The following is a 19689-nucleotide window of genomic DNA, read 5'->3' as shown; positions in this document are numbered from 1 at the left end:
CGACGGTTTCATTCAACTGTCCGGCTGGTCGGAATCGGAAAAAAACGCCACATCAAGCCGCATGCCGGGATAGATGTTTTCCGGCACAGGATCGAATGTGACAGTGACCTTTACGGCGGCTGTGCTGTCATCGACGATCGGCGTTATCAGTGACACATGGCCCGAAAAGGTTCGGTCGGGCCACGCGGGCACGGTCATCTCGACCTTCTGTCCATCCTCGATCTTGGACAGGAACTGCTCATTGACATTCACCTCTCCGACGATGGATTGCGGATCGACGATCGTGGCGATGCCGGACTGGGTATAACCGCCCGGTGAAACCGGCGACACGATTTCGCCGATATTGGCGGTGATCTCTGTCACCACCCCGCTGAAGGGCGAACGTATCAGCGTCTGGTTCAAATCGTTGCGCATTGCGTCAAGCTGCCGGCGCTGCACGTCGATCTGGCGATTGCTGGCAGCGACACGCGCTTCGAGAACGGCATATTGTCCTTCAAGCGTGCTAAGCGCCTCTTTCGACGCCACCCCGCGCTGCGCCAAAGTCGTGGTGCGCTGCAGATTGTCCGACATTGCCTCCAGTTCGGCGGCAACCACGGCATATTCGTCTTCAGAGGCAATGACATTGGCTTCGGCGATGGCCAGTTGCGCCTTTGCCGCATGATCGTCGAGACGGGCGACCGGCTGGCCTTTCTCGACGGCGTCTCCTTCCCCGGCGAGCAATTCCGTAACGCGGCCTGTCAGATCGCTTGATACCGTCGCCATGCGTTTGGCGACGATCTTGCCGCTGGCTTCCAGCGTTGGTCCGGCAGCGGCAACCGAAGCCGAATCCGTGGCGCCGGGGGACTGAGGCGCCACATCAGGGGAGGCCGCCGCTGTAGGTTCTTGCGAGGCGGCCGCATCCGGTTCCGCCGATCCCGCGGTGCGGGTGTCGGAGGCTATTACGTTCGCATCCGGGCGCAGCAGCCAGATGCCACCTGCCCCGACAAGCAGAATTGCAATCCCGGCGATTATCGCCTTGCGCGGCGGTTTCGATGTCGCGCCGGTCGCCGGGCCGACAGCGGGGGATGATGCCGCGCCTTTTGTTCCCATGTTCTGCAGGATGTTGCGCATACGCGCGCGCTCGTCATCGGAATAGCTGCGAAAGGCCTTTCGGTGATCGGCCCGCCGAGAGGGTTCAGGCGTGCTGTCGGGTAGATGTGCCATCTTCGGCCTCCTCGGATGTCGATGCAAGATGGACGCCGATCAGCGTCCTCAGGAAATGGCGCATGGAGCCAAAGCCCAGTTCGGCGGCATGGGTTTCCAGTTCCGTATGAATCGCGCCGATATCGCGTTGATAGCGTGCCAGGACCGGAGCAAGCGATTCAACATGCTCGGGCCCGGGATCGGCGATACCTTTGCAGGACAGATGGGCTGCGATATGGGCGGCTCTTTGCGTCACCCGGCGATATTCGCCGCGCAGGCGAAGCGTTGCGGTGAGGTCGGACGAAAGACTTGGCATGGTTCGCTGCAATAATGCGCGCAGACGTGCCTCGTGCCGCGCCAATTCAAGACATGCCGCCTGATCGGTTTTCTGTTCCGCCATCCACTCTTTCAGCAAGGCCGGTGTCGTCAGGCCGCGTATTCGCCGAAAACGGGCAAGTACGGTGCGATCATCCGGGATCTTGATCTCAAGCCTCGCCGCCGCTTCCTCGACCAGATGATGCAGCAAAGCGTCGCGCAGAATATCGTCCCGCGCCGGTTCCGCGATGCGCAGATGGTCAAGCAGGTTCTGCTCATCCACCGCGTTGTCGCCACCCCGATTGAGGCGCATCAGTTCTTCCCAGAACAATGTGGGTTCGAAATCGAAGCCATGCGTTTCCGGCGCGGCTGCGCCATTGGCGTCCCATTCGGCGATCCGGTCAAGCATTGCACGGGCGTCCTTGGCCTTCAGATCGCAATCCGTCGCCTCGACGAATTCGCGAAGCGCGGCGATCCTGTCGGGGGCAAGATCGCCCGCGCCGTTCCACACCGCCTGCCAACTGCGTCTTGGGTAATGCAACTCTTTCAGAGCGGCGATCACGCGGCTTTCCTCTTTCGCGTCGATGACATCTGCGGCGGCGGCCAGCGACAGTCCGTGCCGCAGATTGACCATTGGCACCGACGCGGCGGCATAGCCCGAAGAATCGTTTGCATGAACCACCGCGACCTCGTCGTCGTCGGTCATCTCGCCGCTGGCGAATGCGGTGAAGATGGACCCGACGCCCTCCATCCCGAAAGGATGCAGTTCGGCGGCTCTGAGCGCGCCCATGCTGGAGGCCCCGAAAACCGGAACACCCTGCGAGAGCGCATAGAGGATCTCTTTGTGCCAGACTGCCGGGGTCGCTTCGAAATAACCATCGACGATGCCGATGGCACGGGGGTGATGGGCATCGACGGCGCGAAAGACGTCCCCCATCCGGCAGGGGGGCAGGTATAACCCGTCCAGCCGGGCGCGTGCCGCATCGGCGGAAAGTGTCGGTCCAAGGAATATGACGATCGGGCCTGTCATGCGGCCTCCTTCAGGAATGCCCGGGCGCGGGGGCCGGGGCGATAGAATGGGGTGCGGACGGGCTCCAGCCCCGGCACCACGACTTTGACCACGGGAATGCCGAACTCGCCGCGGCTCAGATCGCAGATCAGAACGTGACGGACGCCGACGCCGCGCAGTCGTTCCAGAAGGATATCGAGATCGGCTTCGAAACTGTCGGCGGCATCGGTCCAGTCGGTGACGAGCGGGGCGCCTCCGCGCTCGGATATCCGGCGCAACTGATGCTCGATGCTGGTGGCATCCCTGTAATCCTGTGGGAACAGATCGTCGCGACTGCCCGAGATCACTGTGGCGCGTGCCTGTATCGCCTCGGTTACCGCACGGCTGAGAGCGACGCTATAGTCAAGATGCGCGCCATGCCCATCCACTTGCGGCAGGGCCCGCCACATCGGGCTTTCGGGGTTGTCGATCAATTCGCAGGTAAATGTCGGCACCCGGGTATCGACGGTCCGGTCGGTCAGGAAGACGGCGACCTCCTTGGCTTCCAGTTCCTCCAGCAGCATCGCGAGATCGGGATCCGGGACGCTGCGCGGGCAGATGGCAAGACCGCCGCCCGACAGCGAAGACATGGTAAGGGCGTCGCGTTCGATCACTTCGCACAACGCATGAACCACCGCTTCGAGCATGTGATTGCCCGAAGCAAGCCCATTGGTCGAGCGCAGGAAAACCGGGCGCTGCCCGCCTTCGACGAAATTATTCGAGACGGTTTCCAATGGCAGCCACGATGGTTTCCCCGTCATCAGATCCCAGCCATTTATCCAGGGCAGCGGATGGGTTTCCGACAATTCCGCATCCGCGCGTACCGGGAAATCGTAAAGTGGAGGCATCGCGGTTTCGCGTTTCAGTTCGGCATGGCTGGCGATACGTATTTCGCCTTTTGGGCGTTCGCCGTGCCATGTCTCTACCGCTTCCATCAATGCCGAAACCTTGGCGGCGGGGAGGCTGCGCCCTTTGCCCTGACTGGTGGACAAGGCGCGGGCGTTGGGGCGGATCGCGACGCAGACCGGGAAGCCGATCCGGTCAAGGCCCGTCACGTTGCCGATCCGGGTGATCCCCATGGCCGGCATGTGCCGGGTGAAATCGGCAAGGCTTTCCTCGGGCGTGCGGGTGCGGTGCGTGCCCTCGAAATATCCCTTGGATGCGGCGTAGTTTTGTCCGAAAAGCTCTGTCATGGTTCGCCTCCCTCAACGCCTTTGCAGCAGGATGCGCGCGACAGGCAGGCGTCGCAGTTGCATCGCCGGGCCGATACTGCCCAGCAGGCCGATGATCACCGCCATTGCCACTGCCTGCCAGAGAATGCCGGCGGTGACATCGAAGTCGAACACGATCTGGGTGAAGTCCTCGGCAAAGAAAAGTGTCGAGATCAGCCAGTCGTCAAAGATCAGATGCACCGCCGCGACTCCGATCAGCCCGCCCAGCACGGTCATCAGGACCGTTTCGATGGTCAATGCGGCGGTCAGGGCGCGTTCCGTCCAGCCAAGGATCGACAGCGTGGCGATTTCCTTGGCGCGGGTCTTGATATGGCCCAATCCGGTATTCACTGCGGCGAAGATGGCCCCCAGTGCCATCAAGCCACCGATCCCGTAGCCCATGATGGTGACAAAGCGGGTCATGGCGCGGGCCTGTTCGCCGTAATAATCCGCCAGGCTGGTGACCGATAGGCTTAAACGGCTGTCGCGGTTCAGGCGGTTCTGCATGTCCTGCGGGGTTTCGCCATCTTGTGGGCGAGCGATGACCACCTGATAGCTGTCCTGCCGGTTGAACGCGTCCTGAACCGGGGTCGCCAGCGCCCAGATCTCCGATTCCGTCAGCGATCCACCGGTTTCGAATACGCCGACGACAGTCCAGCTTGCCGATCCAAGCCGAAGTTCGGAACCAAGTTCCATACCTCCGAAATGCTGTTGCGCACGGGCGCCGACCACGATTTCGCGGCGGCCTTCCTCGGGCATACGGCCCTGGCTCAGGGTCCAGCCGGGGCGCAGATCGGTGGAATTCTCCGAGATGCCGCGCAGGGCCAGATTCACGGGATCGCCGCGATTGTTCTCGATCGAGGCGACGACATAGACCTCGCTTGCGGCGGCACTGCCGAGTTCGGATTCGATCAGCCGCACATCCGCGCCTTCCAGCGTGCTTTCCATCTCGGATTTGACCCCGCCTTTCAGGATCATGTTGGCGTCATCGACCTCGGCCATTTTCATGGCCTCCGAATATCCTGCGCCGATGGCAAGGATCGCGACCATCACGGCCACGACGACCGCCGTTCCAAAAACCGAGTTGAGCGAGGCCCACCAGCGTCGTCCGATGCCGCGAAGCGAGATGCCAAGTGCGGTTCTGATGCGTGTCAGGGTTTTCATCACAGGGTCTCCGCCAATCCGTCGATGATGTTTTGCCGCGCCGCGAGGATCGCCGGAATGGTCGCGACGATGACTCCGGTCGCGGCCATCATGCCGGCACCGATCAGCCAGTCCCGCCAGTCAAGGCTGAGAAGCGATAACAGCGCCTCGGCCTTTGCCGATACGATCAGCACCGCGATGCCGGCAATGGTCATGCCGATGACACCGCCCGAGAACATCGTCAGCAGGCTTTCCGACAGGATGATCCGGGTGATGTGGCGCTTGCGGAAGCCAAGGATGCGCATGACCGCGAAATCTCCGAAACGTTCGCGGATCGATTGCATCTGCGCGTTCGCGGTGATCAGGATCAGGGTCCAGAACACCAGGATCAGCGTCGCGCCGATCAATGTCTTGAAATCACCGACCTGGTTGAGAAAGCTTTTCGCAAAGGCGCGTTCGGTCGTGGTTGCGGTTTCATTGGGCGAGTTTTCGAATAGAACGTCGATCGCCTTGCCGGTGGCCTCGGCCTTGTTGGCATCCGCGATGCGAACGGCGAACCACCCGACCGTATCTTCGCCCTTGATGCGTTCATTGTTGAAATATTCATAGGGGATGACGACCGAGTCGGTCACCGAATCCTCGGCGGCGCCATCGAAGATCGCACCGACCCGGAAGGTCCAGACGGGATTGCCGTCTGACCGGTTGTAGATCGAGGAATGAAGCGGTACCAGATCGCCGATCTTCCAGCCATGCTTATTCGCCAGATCGCGGCCGACCGCGATGCTGGACGGGTCGGCCTGCCAGTTGTTTAGCGCGTCCGGGTCGCGGAATTCCACCTCTTCGACCATGATCGGGAAATTTTCCGGCTCGGTCACGATTGCGGGAATCTGATTGCTGCTGCTTTGATATGCGGCGCCGAAAAAGGTGAAATGTCCCACCTCTTCGACATTGTCCAGCTCGGCGATGCGATCCTTGTAGTTGATCGGCAAGGGGCGCATCATCGATGCCTTGTTCAGCACCATCAGCCGGTTCGCATCGGCGAAATCGACACGGCTGTCGAAAACCCGCAATACCGGCAGCATCAGGCCCAGCAACAGAAACGCGACCACCACCGACCCAAGGGTGAAGGCAAGCCTTGCGCGGCCGCGCGACGCATTGGCAAGGATAAGGGAAAGGAAACGCATGTCGTGCCCTCCTATGCCGCCGTTTCGGGGCGCGTCATATGCTCGGTGCGGTGCGCGTATTCGGCAACCAGCGGATCATGGGTCACGACCACGATGGTCTTGCCGAATTCCTGGTTGAGCATGCTCAGCAGTTCCATGATCCGGGTCGCCGAATCCTGATCCAGATCGCCGGTCGGTTCGTCGCACAGCAGCAGATCGGCATCGGTAACCAGCGCCCTTGCGATGGCCACTCGCTGCTGCTGCCCGCCCGACAGTTCTTCGGGGCGGTGGCTGGCACGATCCTGCAGCCCGACGAGGTTCAGTGCGTTATCGACCCGCGCGCGGCGTTCCGCTTTCGGGATGTCATGGAGCAGCAGGGGCAATTCCACATTGGCATGCGCCGACAATGCGGGCAGCAGATTGTAGAACTGGAAGATGAAACCGACATTCTGCCCCCGCCACTCTGTCAGCCCGGCATCCGATAACGAGGTGATGCGGGTTTTATCAACCGTGATCTCGCCGGTGTCGGGCCGGTCGACGCCGCCGATCAGGTTCAGCAGCGTCGTCTTGCCGCACCCCGACGCGCCGACCAGCGCAACCATGTCGCCCTGCGCGATGATCATGGAATGCCGGTCAAGCACGGGTACCGCCAGTTTGCCCTTGCGATAGGTTTTCGAGACACGGTCGATCTGGACGAAGGCGGGGCGGTCCTGACGGTCCGCGGCCTGAATCGCAATTTCTGTATCGTGAACGGTCATGTTGCGTTCCTTTCTCAGAACGAGCCCTGGCGGCGCTTGCCTGCGCGAACCAGCATCTCTAGATGAATTTCGGTGACATGCTTCCGGCCGGCCACCTCGAACCAAAGTGTGTCGGGGCCGGGGCAGGGCGGGCTCAGCACCACCCAATCGCTCTTGCGAGTCAGCCGTTCCAGCATCGCAAGCCAGAACGGGTTGCGCGTATCGACCCAGATCGGCTTCCTGTTGGCATCAAGAACGTCCCGGCTGACCAGCAGCGATGCGTTCTGCATGGGGACATGGATTTGGGCATAGAATTGCGGGGGAAGGGCCAGCCGTTCGATGTCGCGGGCGGTCGCCAGCAATTGTTCCGCCGGGGTGCCGTCAAGCCAGCAGTCGCGCAGATAGGCCGAGGAAACCCACCATGCCGCGCGGCTGAGCACGACCTGCCCATGTCTGCGGGCGGGCCGGAAATGCACCGGCTCGCCCGAGGCAAGCGAAGGCGCGTCGATGCTGGGCCGGGCCACGACGAAGGGGCGCGACAGGATCGACAGCGCATAGCGGACGCCCCAGGACGGGTTGGGAAAGGTATTGCCAAGATATTGCAGGCTTACGGCACGGCCATCGGCATCGGTCAGCGACAGGAAGTTGGTCGCGGGATCGTGGCGAAGCCGCAGCGAGGCCGGGTTCAGAATGCGGTCCGGGGTCAGGGTCAATGGCTCTCCGGGCCAGCCAAGGACGCGATGCGTGATTTCGCGATGCGCCTGCAGATCGGATGCCTGCCCCGCCACCGGCAGATCCACGGGCTCTGCCCCTTCGGCAACGATGGCAAGCCAGCCGTCAAGCGACCGGGCAAGCCGCTGCGCCTGCGGATGATCGGATTGCGTGAACCTCGCGGCCAGCCAGCCTGCGCCGTCGAAAACCCGGTTCATCACGAATTCGGTTCCGCCGGTTCCTCCCCGGGCAATCTGAAAATGCGCGGTCACCGGAATATGGGCGCCTTCGGGTGCGGCATCCGGCGTGGCTTCTTCCAGTCTGGCGCCGAATTCGGGAATATCGACCAGATGGGGGGCGGCGCCGGTCAGAAATTCGATCACGGTGTTGCAAGTCCCGCCAGCACCGAAATTTGCGGTGAAGCTGTTGACCAGCGCGCTATAGGCGGGGGCGATCGCGACCTGAGAAGCCAGAAAATCCTCAAGATCGGCTAGTGGCCCCATAAGATCCGCGCCAAGCGTTCCATCCGTGCTGCTCAGCCAGCAATCCTCGGTGATCAGGTTGGTCAGGGTCTCTGGCGCGCGGGCCTGCGTGGAAAGCCGGTCGCGCAGCTTCGCGGCGGATTCCTCGGCCTGTGCGATACAGGACAGACGGTGTTGGCCTTCAGCCGCGCCGAAATCGTCCAGAGACGTGATCAGGGCGTCAAGTTCCTCTGCCGCGTCGTCAAGTTCGGCCAGCTCGCAGTCGCGCCAGTGATCGGCCAGTGCCCGCAGGGGATTGCCGGTGAACAGATCGAATACGGGCGGAGCGGTCAGCACGCCGCGCGCCAGAAACAGGGCAATCATGCGGTCGGCATCCTGTTCGGGGATACCGGCCCCGGTCAGCCGTCGCACCCAGCCTTGCCAGTGATCCGACAGCCCCGGCGCAAGCACCTGTCCCAAGGGCCCGCCGAGACGGAACTGGGCCAGGCGCTGTTCGCTCCAGCCGCGGCCGGCCATGGTAATGTCCTCGTTGCATAGCGCTACGAAACGGCCATTGTTAACCGGGCGCAGGGTGGAGTTCACCGTCAATGGCATGGCGGAACCCGACCGGGCAGCTTTTTCCCGCGACAACCGTTCAAGCTGCGCGGCCAGCCCGCGATTGACGGTGGCGAAGCTTTCGAAATCCGCCGATGCCGCCGACGGAGGCGCGACAGCGGCCATAGCATCGACGCCAAGGGTCGAAACCGACATGAAGCTGGAGAAAGGGCTGGTCTTGACGCTGGCGCGCGCAATGTAACCCAGCAGCGAACGTTCCAGCTTGTCGGGCCACGCTGTCTTGGGCAGCTTCTTTTCCCTTGCCGCGGATTTCGCCGTGCGGGGGCTGGCAAGTGCCACGGCGCGGGCAAAATGCGGTACCTTCAATGCATCGCGCAGGGCCGGGCGAAGCACATCCTGCGTTTCCCGGGCAATCGTTTCCTCCAGCACGATGCCCGCCTTGGCATGATCTTCTGCCGCCCTGCACCACCTATCGAAAGCGCTGCGGTCCTTTTCGCCGTGGATCAGTTCCGCGATGGAAATCAACGCCTGATGTTTCAGCCGCGAGCCCCGCCCGTTATGAACGTCGCGCTTCAGATTCACGACATGGCGGCGCAGCTTCCTGTCATTTTCAAGACCGGGGACGAGTTCGTGCAAAACGCGCTCGACCTGTTCGCGCGTTGCTTCCATCTTTTGCTCTGCCAAGGCGATACTGGCCAGAAGCTGTTCTGTCTCGGGCAGCCGCAATGCCTGAATCGCATCGAAAGGCAGGGTCGCGGCACGCAAGACCGCGAAAGGCGCGATATGGCCCGCCCGGTCATCGGCGGCGGTATGGCATGTCAGCGTTCTTGTATCGATGTTCATGGCTTCCTCCGGGATTGCTCGGGACGTCTAGAACCACCAAAACCACATCAGGCAGACAAGGCCCTGAACGTAACCCGACGCGTAGGCCCGGTAGAAAGCCACGTCCCGCCGGTCGGATAATGGCGAGCCGCGCAAGCGAAGGGCCGATTTGCGGGCCAGTTCGTCATCCAGCAGCGCCTCGACCATGTGGCTGCCGTCACTGGGCATGAAAGGGTTGATGTTCAGGACAAGAAAAAGCAGCGAGACCAGCATCAGTGTCTGGCCGATATGGGCGATTGCACCTGCCGGATCCGTGGCCAGCAGGATCATTGCCGCCCCGATTCCCGCAGCGATCAGATCGACCGCCGGACCTGCGGCGGGAACGGCAAAGCGACGCCAGCGGCTGCGGACAAGATAGAGACCCGATGTCTCGACATAAGGGCCCGGAACGAAGCCATGCGCCACGATGCCCGCGCGACCGACTTTCCCTCCGGCAAGCCGGCAGGCGACGGCATGGGAGAATTCGTGCAAGGGAACGCCCACCAGCGCATAGATCAAGGCACCGGCGACGTGAAATCCGGTCACGAAATCGGATGGATGCGGAAAGCGCGGACCGACCGCGAGAAGGATGATCGCCAGTATCGCCCCGCCAAGCATGGCAGCCAATATGCCCCAGGCCAAACCTGTAGGCAGCGCCCGTATCGCCCGCGCAATCATATTTGCGGGCGGGTCCATGTCGAAGATCGCGATCTTCGCGACCTGCCTGCCGTTTTTGGGGCTTTCGGGCCGCGCAAGGGTATCGGTCTCCAACAGCCCCGCCTCGCGCAGCTGGGTCAGGAAGCGGTCCAGTTGCCGGGTGATCCGGGGTGTGCCGGGATAGCGCTCGGCGAGTGTCTGCATCAGTGTCGCGCGGTCGGTTCCCTCGGCCAACAACGGGATCAGTGCTTCGGCGGGTTTGGATATCCGCAGCGATTTGCCGTCCTCGGGCGAAATCAGCACCGTCGTGTTCCTGCGCTTGACCTTGGCGACCCCCTTGGTCAGCGAAATGCAGGACGAGGTGACGGTTTGCGGCGCGGGGGCCAGGGCGATGTCAGCCATGGCCTGCCCCCGTCCGTCCGAAGCTGATGCCGAAAAGCGGGCAGTCCGTGTAGCGGTCGATCTCCAGCAGCGGTCCCCAGCCGGATTCGCACATGCCCCCCCAGGGGCAACCGGAAATGCCCCGGTCCCAGGCAGCAATCAGCGTATGCCCCGCCACGGCTCCGGCGCGCCCGATCAGGTCGCGGTAACCCCGCGCACCGGCGGTATCGACGGCGTGATGCAGATCGCCGGTCACCAGCAAAACAAAGGGTGCCTCGATCAGACCGGGCTGGATGGTCAGTTCCGCCAATGCATCAGCCGTGATCCCGGTTCGCAGGGTTTCCGGCCCGTCCTGCCCCGGCCGGACGATATCCGCCCTGCCGTCGCCGGTTGCCGCGATGGCGCGAAACCGCAGCCGCAGATGGCGCGCGCCGGTCTTTTCCAAGGTATCGCAGATTGCCTGCGCCGCGCGGAAGATCATGGCGATTTCATCGGCGGCAAGCGGCAGGCCGTCAAAGACGCGTTGCGAGCGGCGCGTGGCAAGCAGCGTTGCGGGATCCGCCGCCCTGCTCCAGACCGGGGGATCGGGAACGATCATCGCCGGGCTGCCGACCGGACCGTCATGGGCCGAAAGCTCAATCAACTGCGTAACCGCCTGGAACGGACGCAGCGCGGGAAGCAGTTGCCGCCCCGGATGCGCGCCATCGCCAAGTCCGGCGGCGAAGGCCACGATCTGCTGCCCCGCGCGAATGCCCAACCGCAGCAAAAGCGCCATCGACCGGTCCCGCAGACCGGGATAGTCGCGCATGGGCAGCCCGAAATGCCCTGCGATGCCGGTCAGATAGGCCCGCGCAACGCCACAGTCGAGCTGCGCGAAGCGAAAGGCGAAATTATTGTATTTCTTCTGGGTCTTATCGGTATCCGACGCGCCGATCAGCAGAGCCCTGGGCAGATCCTGCGGCAATGCGCCAAGTGCCCCGGACAGTTCCTCGTCGGTCACGGTGCCAAGATAGTCCAGCCGGTGGTCAGGGGCGTAATAATGACATATCGCGCCACGCGGCAGGCCGGGAACGTCACGCGCAACAAGGTACAGATTCGCCGAGCCAAGCCCCCCCGCACTGGGTGCGATGCGCCGGCCGGCATGATCATATCCCACCGCATGACGCAGCATCGTCGCCAGTACCGGCAGATCGATCCGGCCATCGCCTGTCCGATCCGACAGCGGACGCTCATCCGGCAGGGCAAAGGGTGTCGCGCCATGATGCGGCGCAGGGCGTTCCCGCGCGGTCGAGATATTCGAGGCCGAGTAATGCATCTGGTGATCGCGCGGGACCTGAAGTTCGCGCGGCGCCATGCCGTTGGCGGCATTATGCAGGCGCCAGACCACATTATGCGGATCGCTTCGGGGAGCAGAGACATGACCCAGCCCGGCGGCCTCGGAACCCGGCAGGCGGGCGAGGTTCAGCTTTTCATAGCTGTCTCCGGCATGGATATGGCAAATGTTATAAAGCTCGACCCGGCCGATGCGGCTGATCAGCGATTGGGCGGAAAGCGCCACGATTCCGGCCCAGAAGCCCGGATCCGCACAGTTGCCCTGTGGTGCCCTGGTGCGAAGGCGATGGAAACAGGAGGGGCTGGCCGATGCGCCGGGCATGAAAAGCGGCCCGATCTCGACCTTGTCCGCGCCCAGATGCGCATGCAGCGTCTGTATGCCCCGCGTCCATGCCGTATCCAGCCATTCCTGAATCCCGGCATCGTCTTCGCCGGTGAAAAGCGTGATCAGCAGCCCGGTCCGGTCGGGGATGTCAGCAGGATGTTCAGGCGTCACGAGCGAGGCAAAGCCTGCGCATTCCAATGCTTCGGCAAGTGCAGAGGCACCGTTTCCGCATAATGCGACATGGGTTTCGGCCAATCGAGACAGCGCCGCGTGACGATTGCCGTTCACGCGCGTCGCGTCGATATATCGTCCGAAGAATTTCGCGCTTTCGGTCATGCCTTCGGGAATGGGTCCATCGCCGGTGCCGTCTTCCAGAAGGCCGCGGCTGTAAAGCAGTGCCAGCGCGCCGAAGACCTTGGCTTGGGGGATGCCCGGAAAGGCGGTCAGGATCTGGTCCAGCGTCCGCGTCCCGTCCAGCACGGCGACGAGGCGCGGGATAAAGCTGCGCGCCCCCCGGCCCGAGATAAGCTGATTACCGTCGCCACCCTCGAACAACAGCCCCTGCGCGCCATAGGGGATCATCATGATTTCCGGAGGCAGACGCGGGCGCGGAGGCAAGGTCAGTTCGGCATCATTGAGAAAGCTGCCGCCGATCGTGTCGGCACTTACGCTGTTCATCTGGTTCATGGCAGGATTTCCTGAATCGCGGGAACGAGATCCCGCACGAAACGAACGCCGGGCTCTGTCTGCGCCCGGTCGGCAAAGCAACTGGGACAGCCATGCACAGGCAGGACCTGTGTCACGGTGACGGCCCCCGTCAGGATATTCGCGATGCGAAGCCGCCCGGCGTGTTCACGCCCGGCCACGGCATCCGCGCGAAGCGCATGGGCGGCAAGCGACACCATGGGGCCGGTAAAGCCCTCGGGTCCCGCATCGGGGTTCTTGCGGTAAAAGCGGTCAAGCACGATCTCGCGCCCCGGTGCGCGATGATGGGTGCCCGCGCGCTTGATATGGCAGGCATAGCAGCCGGGGGCGCCGGGATGCGTCAGCGGGCCGATCGAAAGATGGGTTCCGGCCAGCACGGCATGGCTCCATGGGGTTGCTGTGCGCCGCGCAGCTTCCTCCGCCGCCACGAACAGGTCGGTATAGGGGCGCCATGCGGCGACGGCGACGAAATCGGCCCGCTCGAAAAGTGGATCCAGAATCTCGGGCGCGGTCAAAGCTTCGCGCGGAAATTCCTGCTGCGTCGCATTGGCATCACCGCATGCGGCCTGTTCAGCCACGGCGGCACCAAAGGGTCCAAGGGTGAGATATTGAATTTTCATCATGCAAACGGCTGTGGCAAAGGGTTGATATCGGCCTCGGAAATCGCCTTGAAACCGGCGCTGCGCGGGTAGTCGTAAAGGCGCGGAGTTCCAAGAAAACGGGCTTTCTGAACGACACTCATCGGCATCAGGCCGGGGATGACCGCACGGACGACCCAGATTCCCATTTCGCGCAGCTCATCGGTGGTCAGATCGCAGATCACTGCCTCCATCCCCTGCGCTTCAAGCTGTTCCAGGATGTAGCCGATGCAATCGACCGGGCGGGGCAGATCCGGGGCCAGCATATCGGCCAGCGAAATGCTGTTAGGTGATTTCATCAGAAAATCGAAGGCTTTGCGCCATTCCGGCAGACCCAGCATATTCGCCCCGTCTGACAGCGCGCGGTAGTCATCGACATTCTGCGGCATGTTCGACTGCTGTTGCAGAACCGGACGCGCAGGCGCGGCTTCGCGGATGGTCTTGGCGACCAGCATGGCCGGATCGAAACCGGTTGCGCAATTGACATATTGCGAAAGCTTCGGATGGTTCTCGACCAGTTGAAGCGAATAGACCGTGGGCACCTTCAGATCGCTGGTCGCATCGAAAAAAATCTGTTTCACAAGGCTTTGATCCAGCATCCGGTGATTGTCCGCCAGAGCCGGCGGATAGGGCTGCGGGATGTCGATCCGGGGCAAAGGAAGCTGCGCGAGCCACAGGATCGCCAGCGCGTCACGCTCGATCACCTCGCAAAGCGCCGAAACCACCGCTGCGCCAAGATCGGTATGCGCGGCGACTCCGGTGGAAATCTCTTGCCAGAAGCGTTCGTTGCGCGACGGACGGGTGTAAAGATGCGTCATCACCGTCGGCACCCAGCGTTCGCATTTCTTCGACAGTGACCAGCCGCGCGTCCAGCGGATCGGCAGGGATTTTTGCGGCGGGTTGAACGGGCAGGCCGGATCGGCATATTCGGCATCCGAACAGCGTGCGATATCATCCAGATCTATGCCCAGTTCGCCGATCTCATTGCCGCTGGCGACAACGAAATCGGACTCGTCATAGGCCATGTTGGCGTAACGTTCCGCGCCTTCCATCACCGCGCGAAGCCATGCCATCTCTTCGTCGAGATCGGCGCCGGCGCCGCCCATCGGCTCATCCAGAACGTCATTGCCGTCCGGTTTGATGATATGCGGGAAGACCTTGGTCATGTTGCCGATATCGGTCACGGCCACATGCATATCCGGTGATCCCTGGTCCGGGGCCATCTTGCTGGCTCCGGACAGGATGCCGCCCTGGGGCATCAGCAGGCGCTGGAACGGGTAGCGCGCCCGAAGATAGTTGATGTCAAGATCGAGAACCGGGTTCATGCCGCGACCTTCCCGGTGACGCCCGCCTGTTCTAACAGCGCGGCCATATATGATTCTTCAAGGCTGGCGATGCCCAAGCGGTTATTCATCAGATGCGCGAATGTGAAAGTCAGCACTTCGGAATTAGCCTCGGCACGGCCCGCCAGCGCGCGATAGCCACTTGCCGCCACATCCAGCGCGGAACGCCAATCCGCGGCGATTGCGGCGAAATCCTGTTGTGACGCGCCGTGTGGGGTGAGCGGCGAGATGCCCTCGGCCGCAAGATCCGCCGCTTTGTCATGGAAGCGATCCCGCCAGTCTTCGGCCGCCGGCGTTCGTGCGCCAAGCCAGTAATAGGAATATTCGCGCCAGAAGGTTTCGGCATCGGTGTCAGGGCGGAACGCTTCGAAAACCTCGTGCATCAGGCGTGGGATCAGGCTTTTGCGAGACAGCAGGCCCTCGGCCTCGCTGCCGATGATCCGTGCGGCGATGACCGAGCTTTTCCAGAACAACGTCTCGGCCACCGGCATGCCTTCCGGGCCGCCGAACTTGTCATGTTCGGGTTCATATTCCGCTTCCACGACGCGCACGTCGTTATGGGCGATGGTCACCTGCTCGATCTGTTCCTCGAAACCGGGCATCGTGACCATCGGGGCATAGTCGCTTGGCGGCTGCGCATTGATCCGGCTGAGGCGATCGGCGATGCCGTCGATCAGACCCGTGCGGATCCGGCCGGCATCCGCCTGATCTTTCGGCAATACCCGAAAGCGGATATGGATGCCGTCCTTGTCAAGGTAACGCAGATAGAACCACTTGGCCAAATCCTGACGGTCCTCGCGCTGGACCATGCGGGCGACCTCGCCGATCATCCAGTCCATTCGATCCACGGCCTCGCCCAGATAGATCTTCAGGAAGATCCAGTCATGGTCTGTTTTTGGGGTCGTCTCGGTCATCGGTCATCTCCCGGTCGGTCGTTAAGGCGCGCGCGCGGCAAGGGCTGCGCGTCGGATCAGCCATGCTGGGGTCTGAGTTCTCCGCCACGCATGTCGAAAGAGAATGTTCTGGTCGCCACCAGCAGGATCGCAGCGGTCCATCCGATGATCGCCGCAAGATCGAGCCACAGGGGCCACAATCCTTCCGCGCCGGAAATGATCTGCCGGAAGGCATCGGCCAGATAGCTGACGGGCAGGATATGGGCGATCACCATAAGGACGGTGGAGCCTTCAGGATCCCAGAAGATATTGCCGCCGAACATCAGGGTGAAATTGGCGATCATCACCATTGCCATTCCGGCTTCCGTACTCGTGGCTAGGCCGGAAAGTGCGTAGCCCAGCGAGATCAGCATGATCACTCCCATCAGGGCGACGCCTGCGGTCTGAAGCCATTGCAGCGGGCTGAGTTCGACAATGAAACTGCCCACCGCCAGCAGGATGCCGATTTGCAGCACCGCCACGGCGACGCGGAAGGCGATCTGGCTGAAGACCATCTCGGGTTTGGTGAGTGGCGTCAGCAGCAGATAGCGCAGGGTGCCGCGGTCGCGCGCCTTGAGAATGGGCGTTGCGGTCATGAACAGCCCAAGCTGGACAAGCGCAAGGGCAAGCATTCCCGGATAGATGAAGTTGAACTCGGCGTTCCGCGCCTGCTCGATGGTGCGCGCCTCGATCGCCGTGTCTTCGGACAGACCGATCCGGGCGCGCGCCGCATCGATGGCAGTTTCCGCAAAGCCCGCGAAGGTCTTGCCGGTTTCAAGCTGAAGCGGGGTGTTCCCGTTCGCTGCCCAGCCATCGGGAAAGATCACGACGGCGGATAGTTCGCCGTTGTCGAGCCCTTCCCTTGCCGCTTCGGCGTCCAGACTGCGAAGCGCCACGTTCTGCGATGCCAGCTGATCCGCGAATTCGCGTGCCTCAGTGTTGGTTCCGGCGTTGACGATGCCGAATTCGACTTTGAAATCAGGCGATAGCAGGACCGAACCGCTTAGCAGAAGCACGAAGAACAAGGGGAAGATAAGACTTAGAAAGACCGCTCCGAAATCGCGCTTGGTTTCCGCAAGTTGAATCGAGAACAATGCCTTGATGCGTGCGAATGTCATGCCGTTTCTCCCTGCAAAGCTGTTCCGGTGAGCTTTACGAAAAGCTCTTCGAGCGTGGGTTCCTCGACGCTCAGATCGATCATGCTGTCGCCATAGGCCTGCGCGAGTTCCACCAGTGTCGCACCCGGCCGCTCGGTTTGCAGGCTGACGCGTTTCATGCCGTTTCCTGCCGGTTGCGAGCGGGCGTTGAGCGCGCGCAGATCAACAGCGGCAGCGATGGGCAGCATGAAATTCATGCGGCGCGAGGTGAAATGCTGCCGCAGCAATTCCTTGGGCTGTCCTTCGGCAATGACCCGCCCGTGATCGATGATGACTACCCGGTCGCAGATGCGCTGCGCTTCCTCCATCTGGTGGGTGGTGATGACGACCGATGCATCGCGGCGGTCGCGTTGGGTATACAGAAGCTCCCACAGGGCCAGCCTTGCATGGGGGTCGAGTTGCGAGGTCGGCTCGTCGAGGAACATCAGCTCCGGATCGCCCATCAATGCCATGGCGACGGCCACCCGTTGCTGCTGGCCGCCGGACAGATGTTCGATCCGCTGGTCCGCCTTGTCGCCGATGCCGACCAGATCGATCATCCGATCCACCCTGACCTGACTGGCGTAAAGCCTGGTCTGAAGCGTGAGGATCTCGCGCACGGTCAGGCGTGGGGGCAGGGTCGAATGCTGAAGCGCGATCCCCATGCGCCCCCGGATTTTCTTCATCTTCCCGGCGTCAGAAGTGTCCGCGTCAAGAATTCGCACCGTACCTGTATCGGGGCGGCGGATCCCTTCGAGACATTCGATCAGCGTCGTCTTGCCCGCACCGTTGGGGCCCAGAACCCCGACGAACTCGCCCTTGGCAACATGCAGATCGACCCCCTGCAGAGCATGAACCTCTCGCGCGCCGCCGGTATATGTCTTGCGCAACCCCAGAGCCTCGACCCGGAGTTCCCGTGGTTCCGACCGGATATCGGCGGTGCCAATCGGTCGCGTGGCGCCGCGGCTTCTTTCGCCGGCGTCGCGCGGAATGCGGTTCTTGATTGCGCCAAACATGACATGTCCTCGGATGGGGCCCGGTTGGGGCCGGTTCACGTGTTGGGGCCCGTCCACCCGGACTCGGGTTCAATAGCGTTTCAACGACGGGTCGATGCGCTCGGCCCAGGCATCTACGCCGCCGGTCAGGCTGGCGACCTGAGTGAAGCCAAGTTCCGTCAGTGCCCGCGCGGCTTTCAACGATCTCGCGCCTTTGTGGCAGATGCACAGGATTGGCTGGTCTCGGGGCAAGCTGTCCGCCTCGGCCTCGAGCATGTCGAGTGCGATCCCCTGCGATCCGGCAATCCGGGCGATCTCGCGTTCCGCCGCGCCACGGACATCCAGCAGGAATGGCTGCGTGCCTTCGGCAATCGCCGCCGCCAGCTTTTCAACACTGATTTCGGCAACAGGCGTTTCAAACGCACAGGCCGGTTCGGCCTCGGCCAGACCCAAAGGCCGGTTCGGATCGGCTTTCGCTCCGCAGGCGATGCAGCCCGGGTTCCGCGCGATCTCGAAATTGCGAAAGCGGGTTTCCAGCGCGTCGAAGCTTAGCAATCGTCCGATCAGCGGCGTGCCGATTTCGCAGATCAGCTTGATGACCTCGTTCGCCTGAAGCGTTCCCGCGATGCCGGGTAGAACACCCACGACACCGGCCTCGGCACAGGAGGGGGCAAGACCGGCAGGCGGCGGTGCCGGAAAGACACAGCGGTAACAGGGGCCGCCACGCGCCGGGTCGAACACCGCGATCTGGGCGTCGAAACGCAATATCGAGGCGGAAACATTGGGGATACCGGCGCGGACGCAGGCGTCGTTGATGACGTAACGGGCCGCGAAATTATCGGTCGCATCGACCACGACATCATAGCCGGCGATCAATTCCCCTGCATTTCCGGCATCTATCCGGGTCTCATGTGTCGTCACCGCAAGATGCGGGTTCTGCGCCTGCAGCCGGGCGGCGGCGGAACGGGCCTTGGAGCAATCCAGATCGGCATCGCCGAACAACACCTGCCGGTGCAGATTGGTGATATCCACGATATCGAAATCGACAATGCCAAGATGGCCGATGCCAGCCGCCGCAAGATACAGCAACACCGGAGATCCAAGCCCGCCGCTTCCAATCACCAGCACATGCGCGGATTTGAGCTTTTCCTGCCCGTCGGGGCCGATCTGATCAAGGACAAGCTGACGTCCATAGCGCCGGGTTTCCTCGGCCGTGAGGGCGGGGGAGATGTCGCGGGCGATCTTGTTCATGGCTCAGCCCCCCGCCATGGCAGGAACAAGAGTCACCACATCGCCATCATCAAGGGTGATTTCCGGAAACTCGTCCGGGCCAACCCTGCGGTCATTCACGAAAACGCTGACGAAATCGTAAACCGTTCCCGATCCCGTCACGAGGCGGCTTTTCAACCGGGGATGGCGGGCGATAAGCGAGCCCAATGCCTCGTTGAACGAGGCGTGGTCGTTCAATGCAACCTGCGCTTCGCCCGAGGCAAAGGGGCGCAATGTCGTTGGCAGTTCGATTACGATAGACATGACTCGATCTCCCATGTCTGGCCTGGTTCAGGCGATGCCGAACGATCCGGCATTGCGGATGGCAACAAGACACCGGCCAATGCGGACAGAAAGTCGCACCGTGCGGAACTTGAATTATGAGGGTCGAGGAGCTATTTTTAAGGTACTAGGCTCGGCTCCTGATGGACCCTTGGTTTATCGGTCGGGTTGGGGGGGGGGGGGGGGTTGGGGGGGGGGCCCCCCCCCCCGACCCACGGCACCCCCCCCCCGCCCCGGGGGTGTGTTTTTTTATAGACCACCCCCCCCCCCCCCCCCCCCCCCCCCC

16 protein-coding genes are annotated in these 19689 nt (G+C 62.5%); all 16 read right to left on the bottom strand.

What is annotated here, in order from left to right; translation table 11 throughout:
* Positions 1–12: 12 nt before the first annotated feature.
* The gene (locus Q0601_RS06530; protein ID WP_305288393.1) at positions 13–1203 is read right to left on the bottom strand and encodes an efflux RND transporter periplasmic adaptor subunit; all 1191 of its coding nucleotides are present in this window, start codon (positions 1201–1203) and stop codon (positions 13–15) included.
* Positions 1175–2527, bottom strand: a complete 1353-nt coding sequence (locus tag Q0601_RS06525; protein ID WP_305288391.1) for a TfuA-like protein — start codon at positions 2525–2527, stop codon at positions 1175–1177. Before Q0601_RS06525 ends, Q0601_RS06530 begins: the two co-directional genes overlap by 29 nt.
* Positions 2524–3738 carry a YcaO-like family protein gene (locus tag Q0601_RS06520; protein ID WP_305288389.1) on the bottom strand — a complete coding sequence of 405 codons (1215 nt, stop codon included), beginning with the start codon at positions 3736–3738 and terminating at the stop codon, positions 2524–2526. Before Q0601_RS06520 ends, Q0601_RS06525 begins: the two co-directional genes overlap by 4 nt.
* Before the next feature lie 12 nt (positions 3739–3750).
* A complete protein-coding gene (locus Q0601_RS06515; protein WP_305288387.1) occupies positions 3751–4920 on the bottom strand; it encodes an ABC transporter permease in 1170 nt (389 codons plus the stop codon).
* Entirely contained in the window at positions 4920–6083 is a 1164-nt protein-coding gene (locus tag Q0601_RS06510; protein WP_305288385.1) for an ABC transporter permease, read from the bottom strand. The genes Q0601_RS06515 and Q0601_RS06510 overlap by 1 nt, the downstream gene beginning before the upstream one ends.
* Positions 6084–6094: 11 nt before the next feature.
* On the bottom strand, positions 6095–6820 hold the full coding sequence (locus tag Q0601_RS06505; protein WP_305288383.1) for an ABC transporter ATP-binding protein: 726 nt from the start codon (positions 6818–6820) through the stop codon (positions 6095–6097).
* A 14-nt stretch (positions 6821–6834) separates the two neighbouring features.
* Positions 6835–9390, bottom strand: coding sequence for a lantibiotic dehydratase (locus Q0601_RS06500; RefSeq protein ID WP_305288380.1), 2556 nt, complete (start codon positions 9388–9390; stop codon positions 6835–6837).
* Positions 9391–9417: 27 nt separating this feature from the next.
* On the bottom strand, positions 9418–10467 hold the full coding sequence (locus Q0601_RS06495; RefSeq protein ID WP_305288378.1) for a M50 family metallopeptidase: 1050 nt from the start codon (positions 10465–10467) through the stop codon (positions 9418–9420).
* The gene (locus Q0601_RS06490; protein WP_305288376.1) at positions 10460–12790 is read right to left on the bottom strand and encodes a nitroreductase family protein; all 2331 of its coding nucleotides are present in this window, start codon (positions 12788–12790) and stop codon (positions 10460–10462) included. The genes Q0601_RS06495 and Q0601_RS06490 overlap by 8 nt, the downstream gene beginning before the upstream one ends.
* Positions 12787–13431, bottom strand: a complete 645-nt coding sequence (locus tag Q0601_RS06485; protein WP_305288373.1) for a TOMM precursor leader peptide-binding protein — start codon at positions 13429–13431, stop codon at positions 12787–12789. The genes Q0601_RS06490 and Q0601_RS06485 overlap by 4 nt, the downstream gene beginning before the upstream one ends.
* Positions 13428–14771 carry a YcaO-like family protein gene (locus tag Q0601_RS06480; protein WP_305288371.1) on the bottom strand — a complete coding sequence of 448 codons (1344 nt, stop codon included), beginning with the start codon at positions 14769–14771 and terminating at the stop codon, positions 13428–13430. The genes Q0601_RS06485 and Q0601_RS06480 overlap by 4 nt, the downstream gene beginning before the upstream one ends.
* Entirely contained in the window at positions 14768–15703 is a 936-nt protein-coding gene (locus tag Q0601_RS06475; RefSeq protein ID WP_305288369.1) for a thiopeptide-type bacteriocin biosynthesis protein, read from the bottom strand. Before Q0601_RS06475 ends, Q0601_RS06480 begins: the two co-directional genes overlap by 4 nt.
* A gap of 56 nt (positions 15704–15759) precedes the next feature.
* On the bottom strand, positions 15760–16839 hold the full coding sequence (locus tag Q0601_RS06470) for an ABC transporter permease (protein ID WP_305288367.1): 1080 nt from the start codon (positions 16837–16839) through the stop codon (positions 15760–15762).
* Complete coding sequence (locus Q0601_RS06465) at positions 16836–17873, bottom strand: ABC transporter ATP-binding protein (RefSeq protein WP_305288364.1); 1038 nt, start codon at positions 17871–17873, stop codon at positions 16836–16838. Before Q0601_RS06465 ends, Q0601_RS06470 begins: the two co-directional genes overlap by 4 nt.
* Before the next feature lie 69 nt (positions 17874–17942).
* Complete coding sequence (gene moeB, locus Q0601_RS06460; protein ID WP_305288362.1) at positions 17943–19103, bottom strand: molybdopterin-synthase adenylyltransferase MoeB; 1161 nt, start codon at positions 19101–19103, stop codon at positions 17943–17945.
* A 3-nt stretch (positions 19104–19106) separates the two neighbouring features.
* Complete coding sequence (locus Q0601_RS06455; protein ID WP_305288360.1) at positions 19107–19385, bottom strand: MoaD/ThiS family protein; 279 nt, start codon at positions 19383–19385, stop codon at positions 19107–19109.
* Positions 19386–19689 lie beyond the last annotated feature (304 nt).

The organism is Paracoccus wurundjeri (assembly GCF_030678915.1).
Classification (GTDB): Bacteria; Pseudomonadota; Alphaproteobacteria; order Rhodobacterales; family Rhodobacteraceae; genus Paracoccus; species Paracoccus onubensis_A.
Note: the sequence above shows the minus strand (reverse complement) of the source record. Positions and strands in the feature narration are given on the sequence as shown.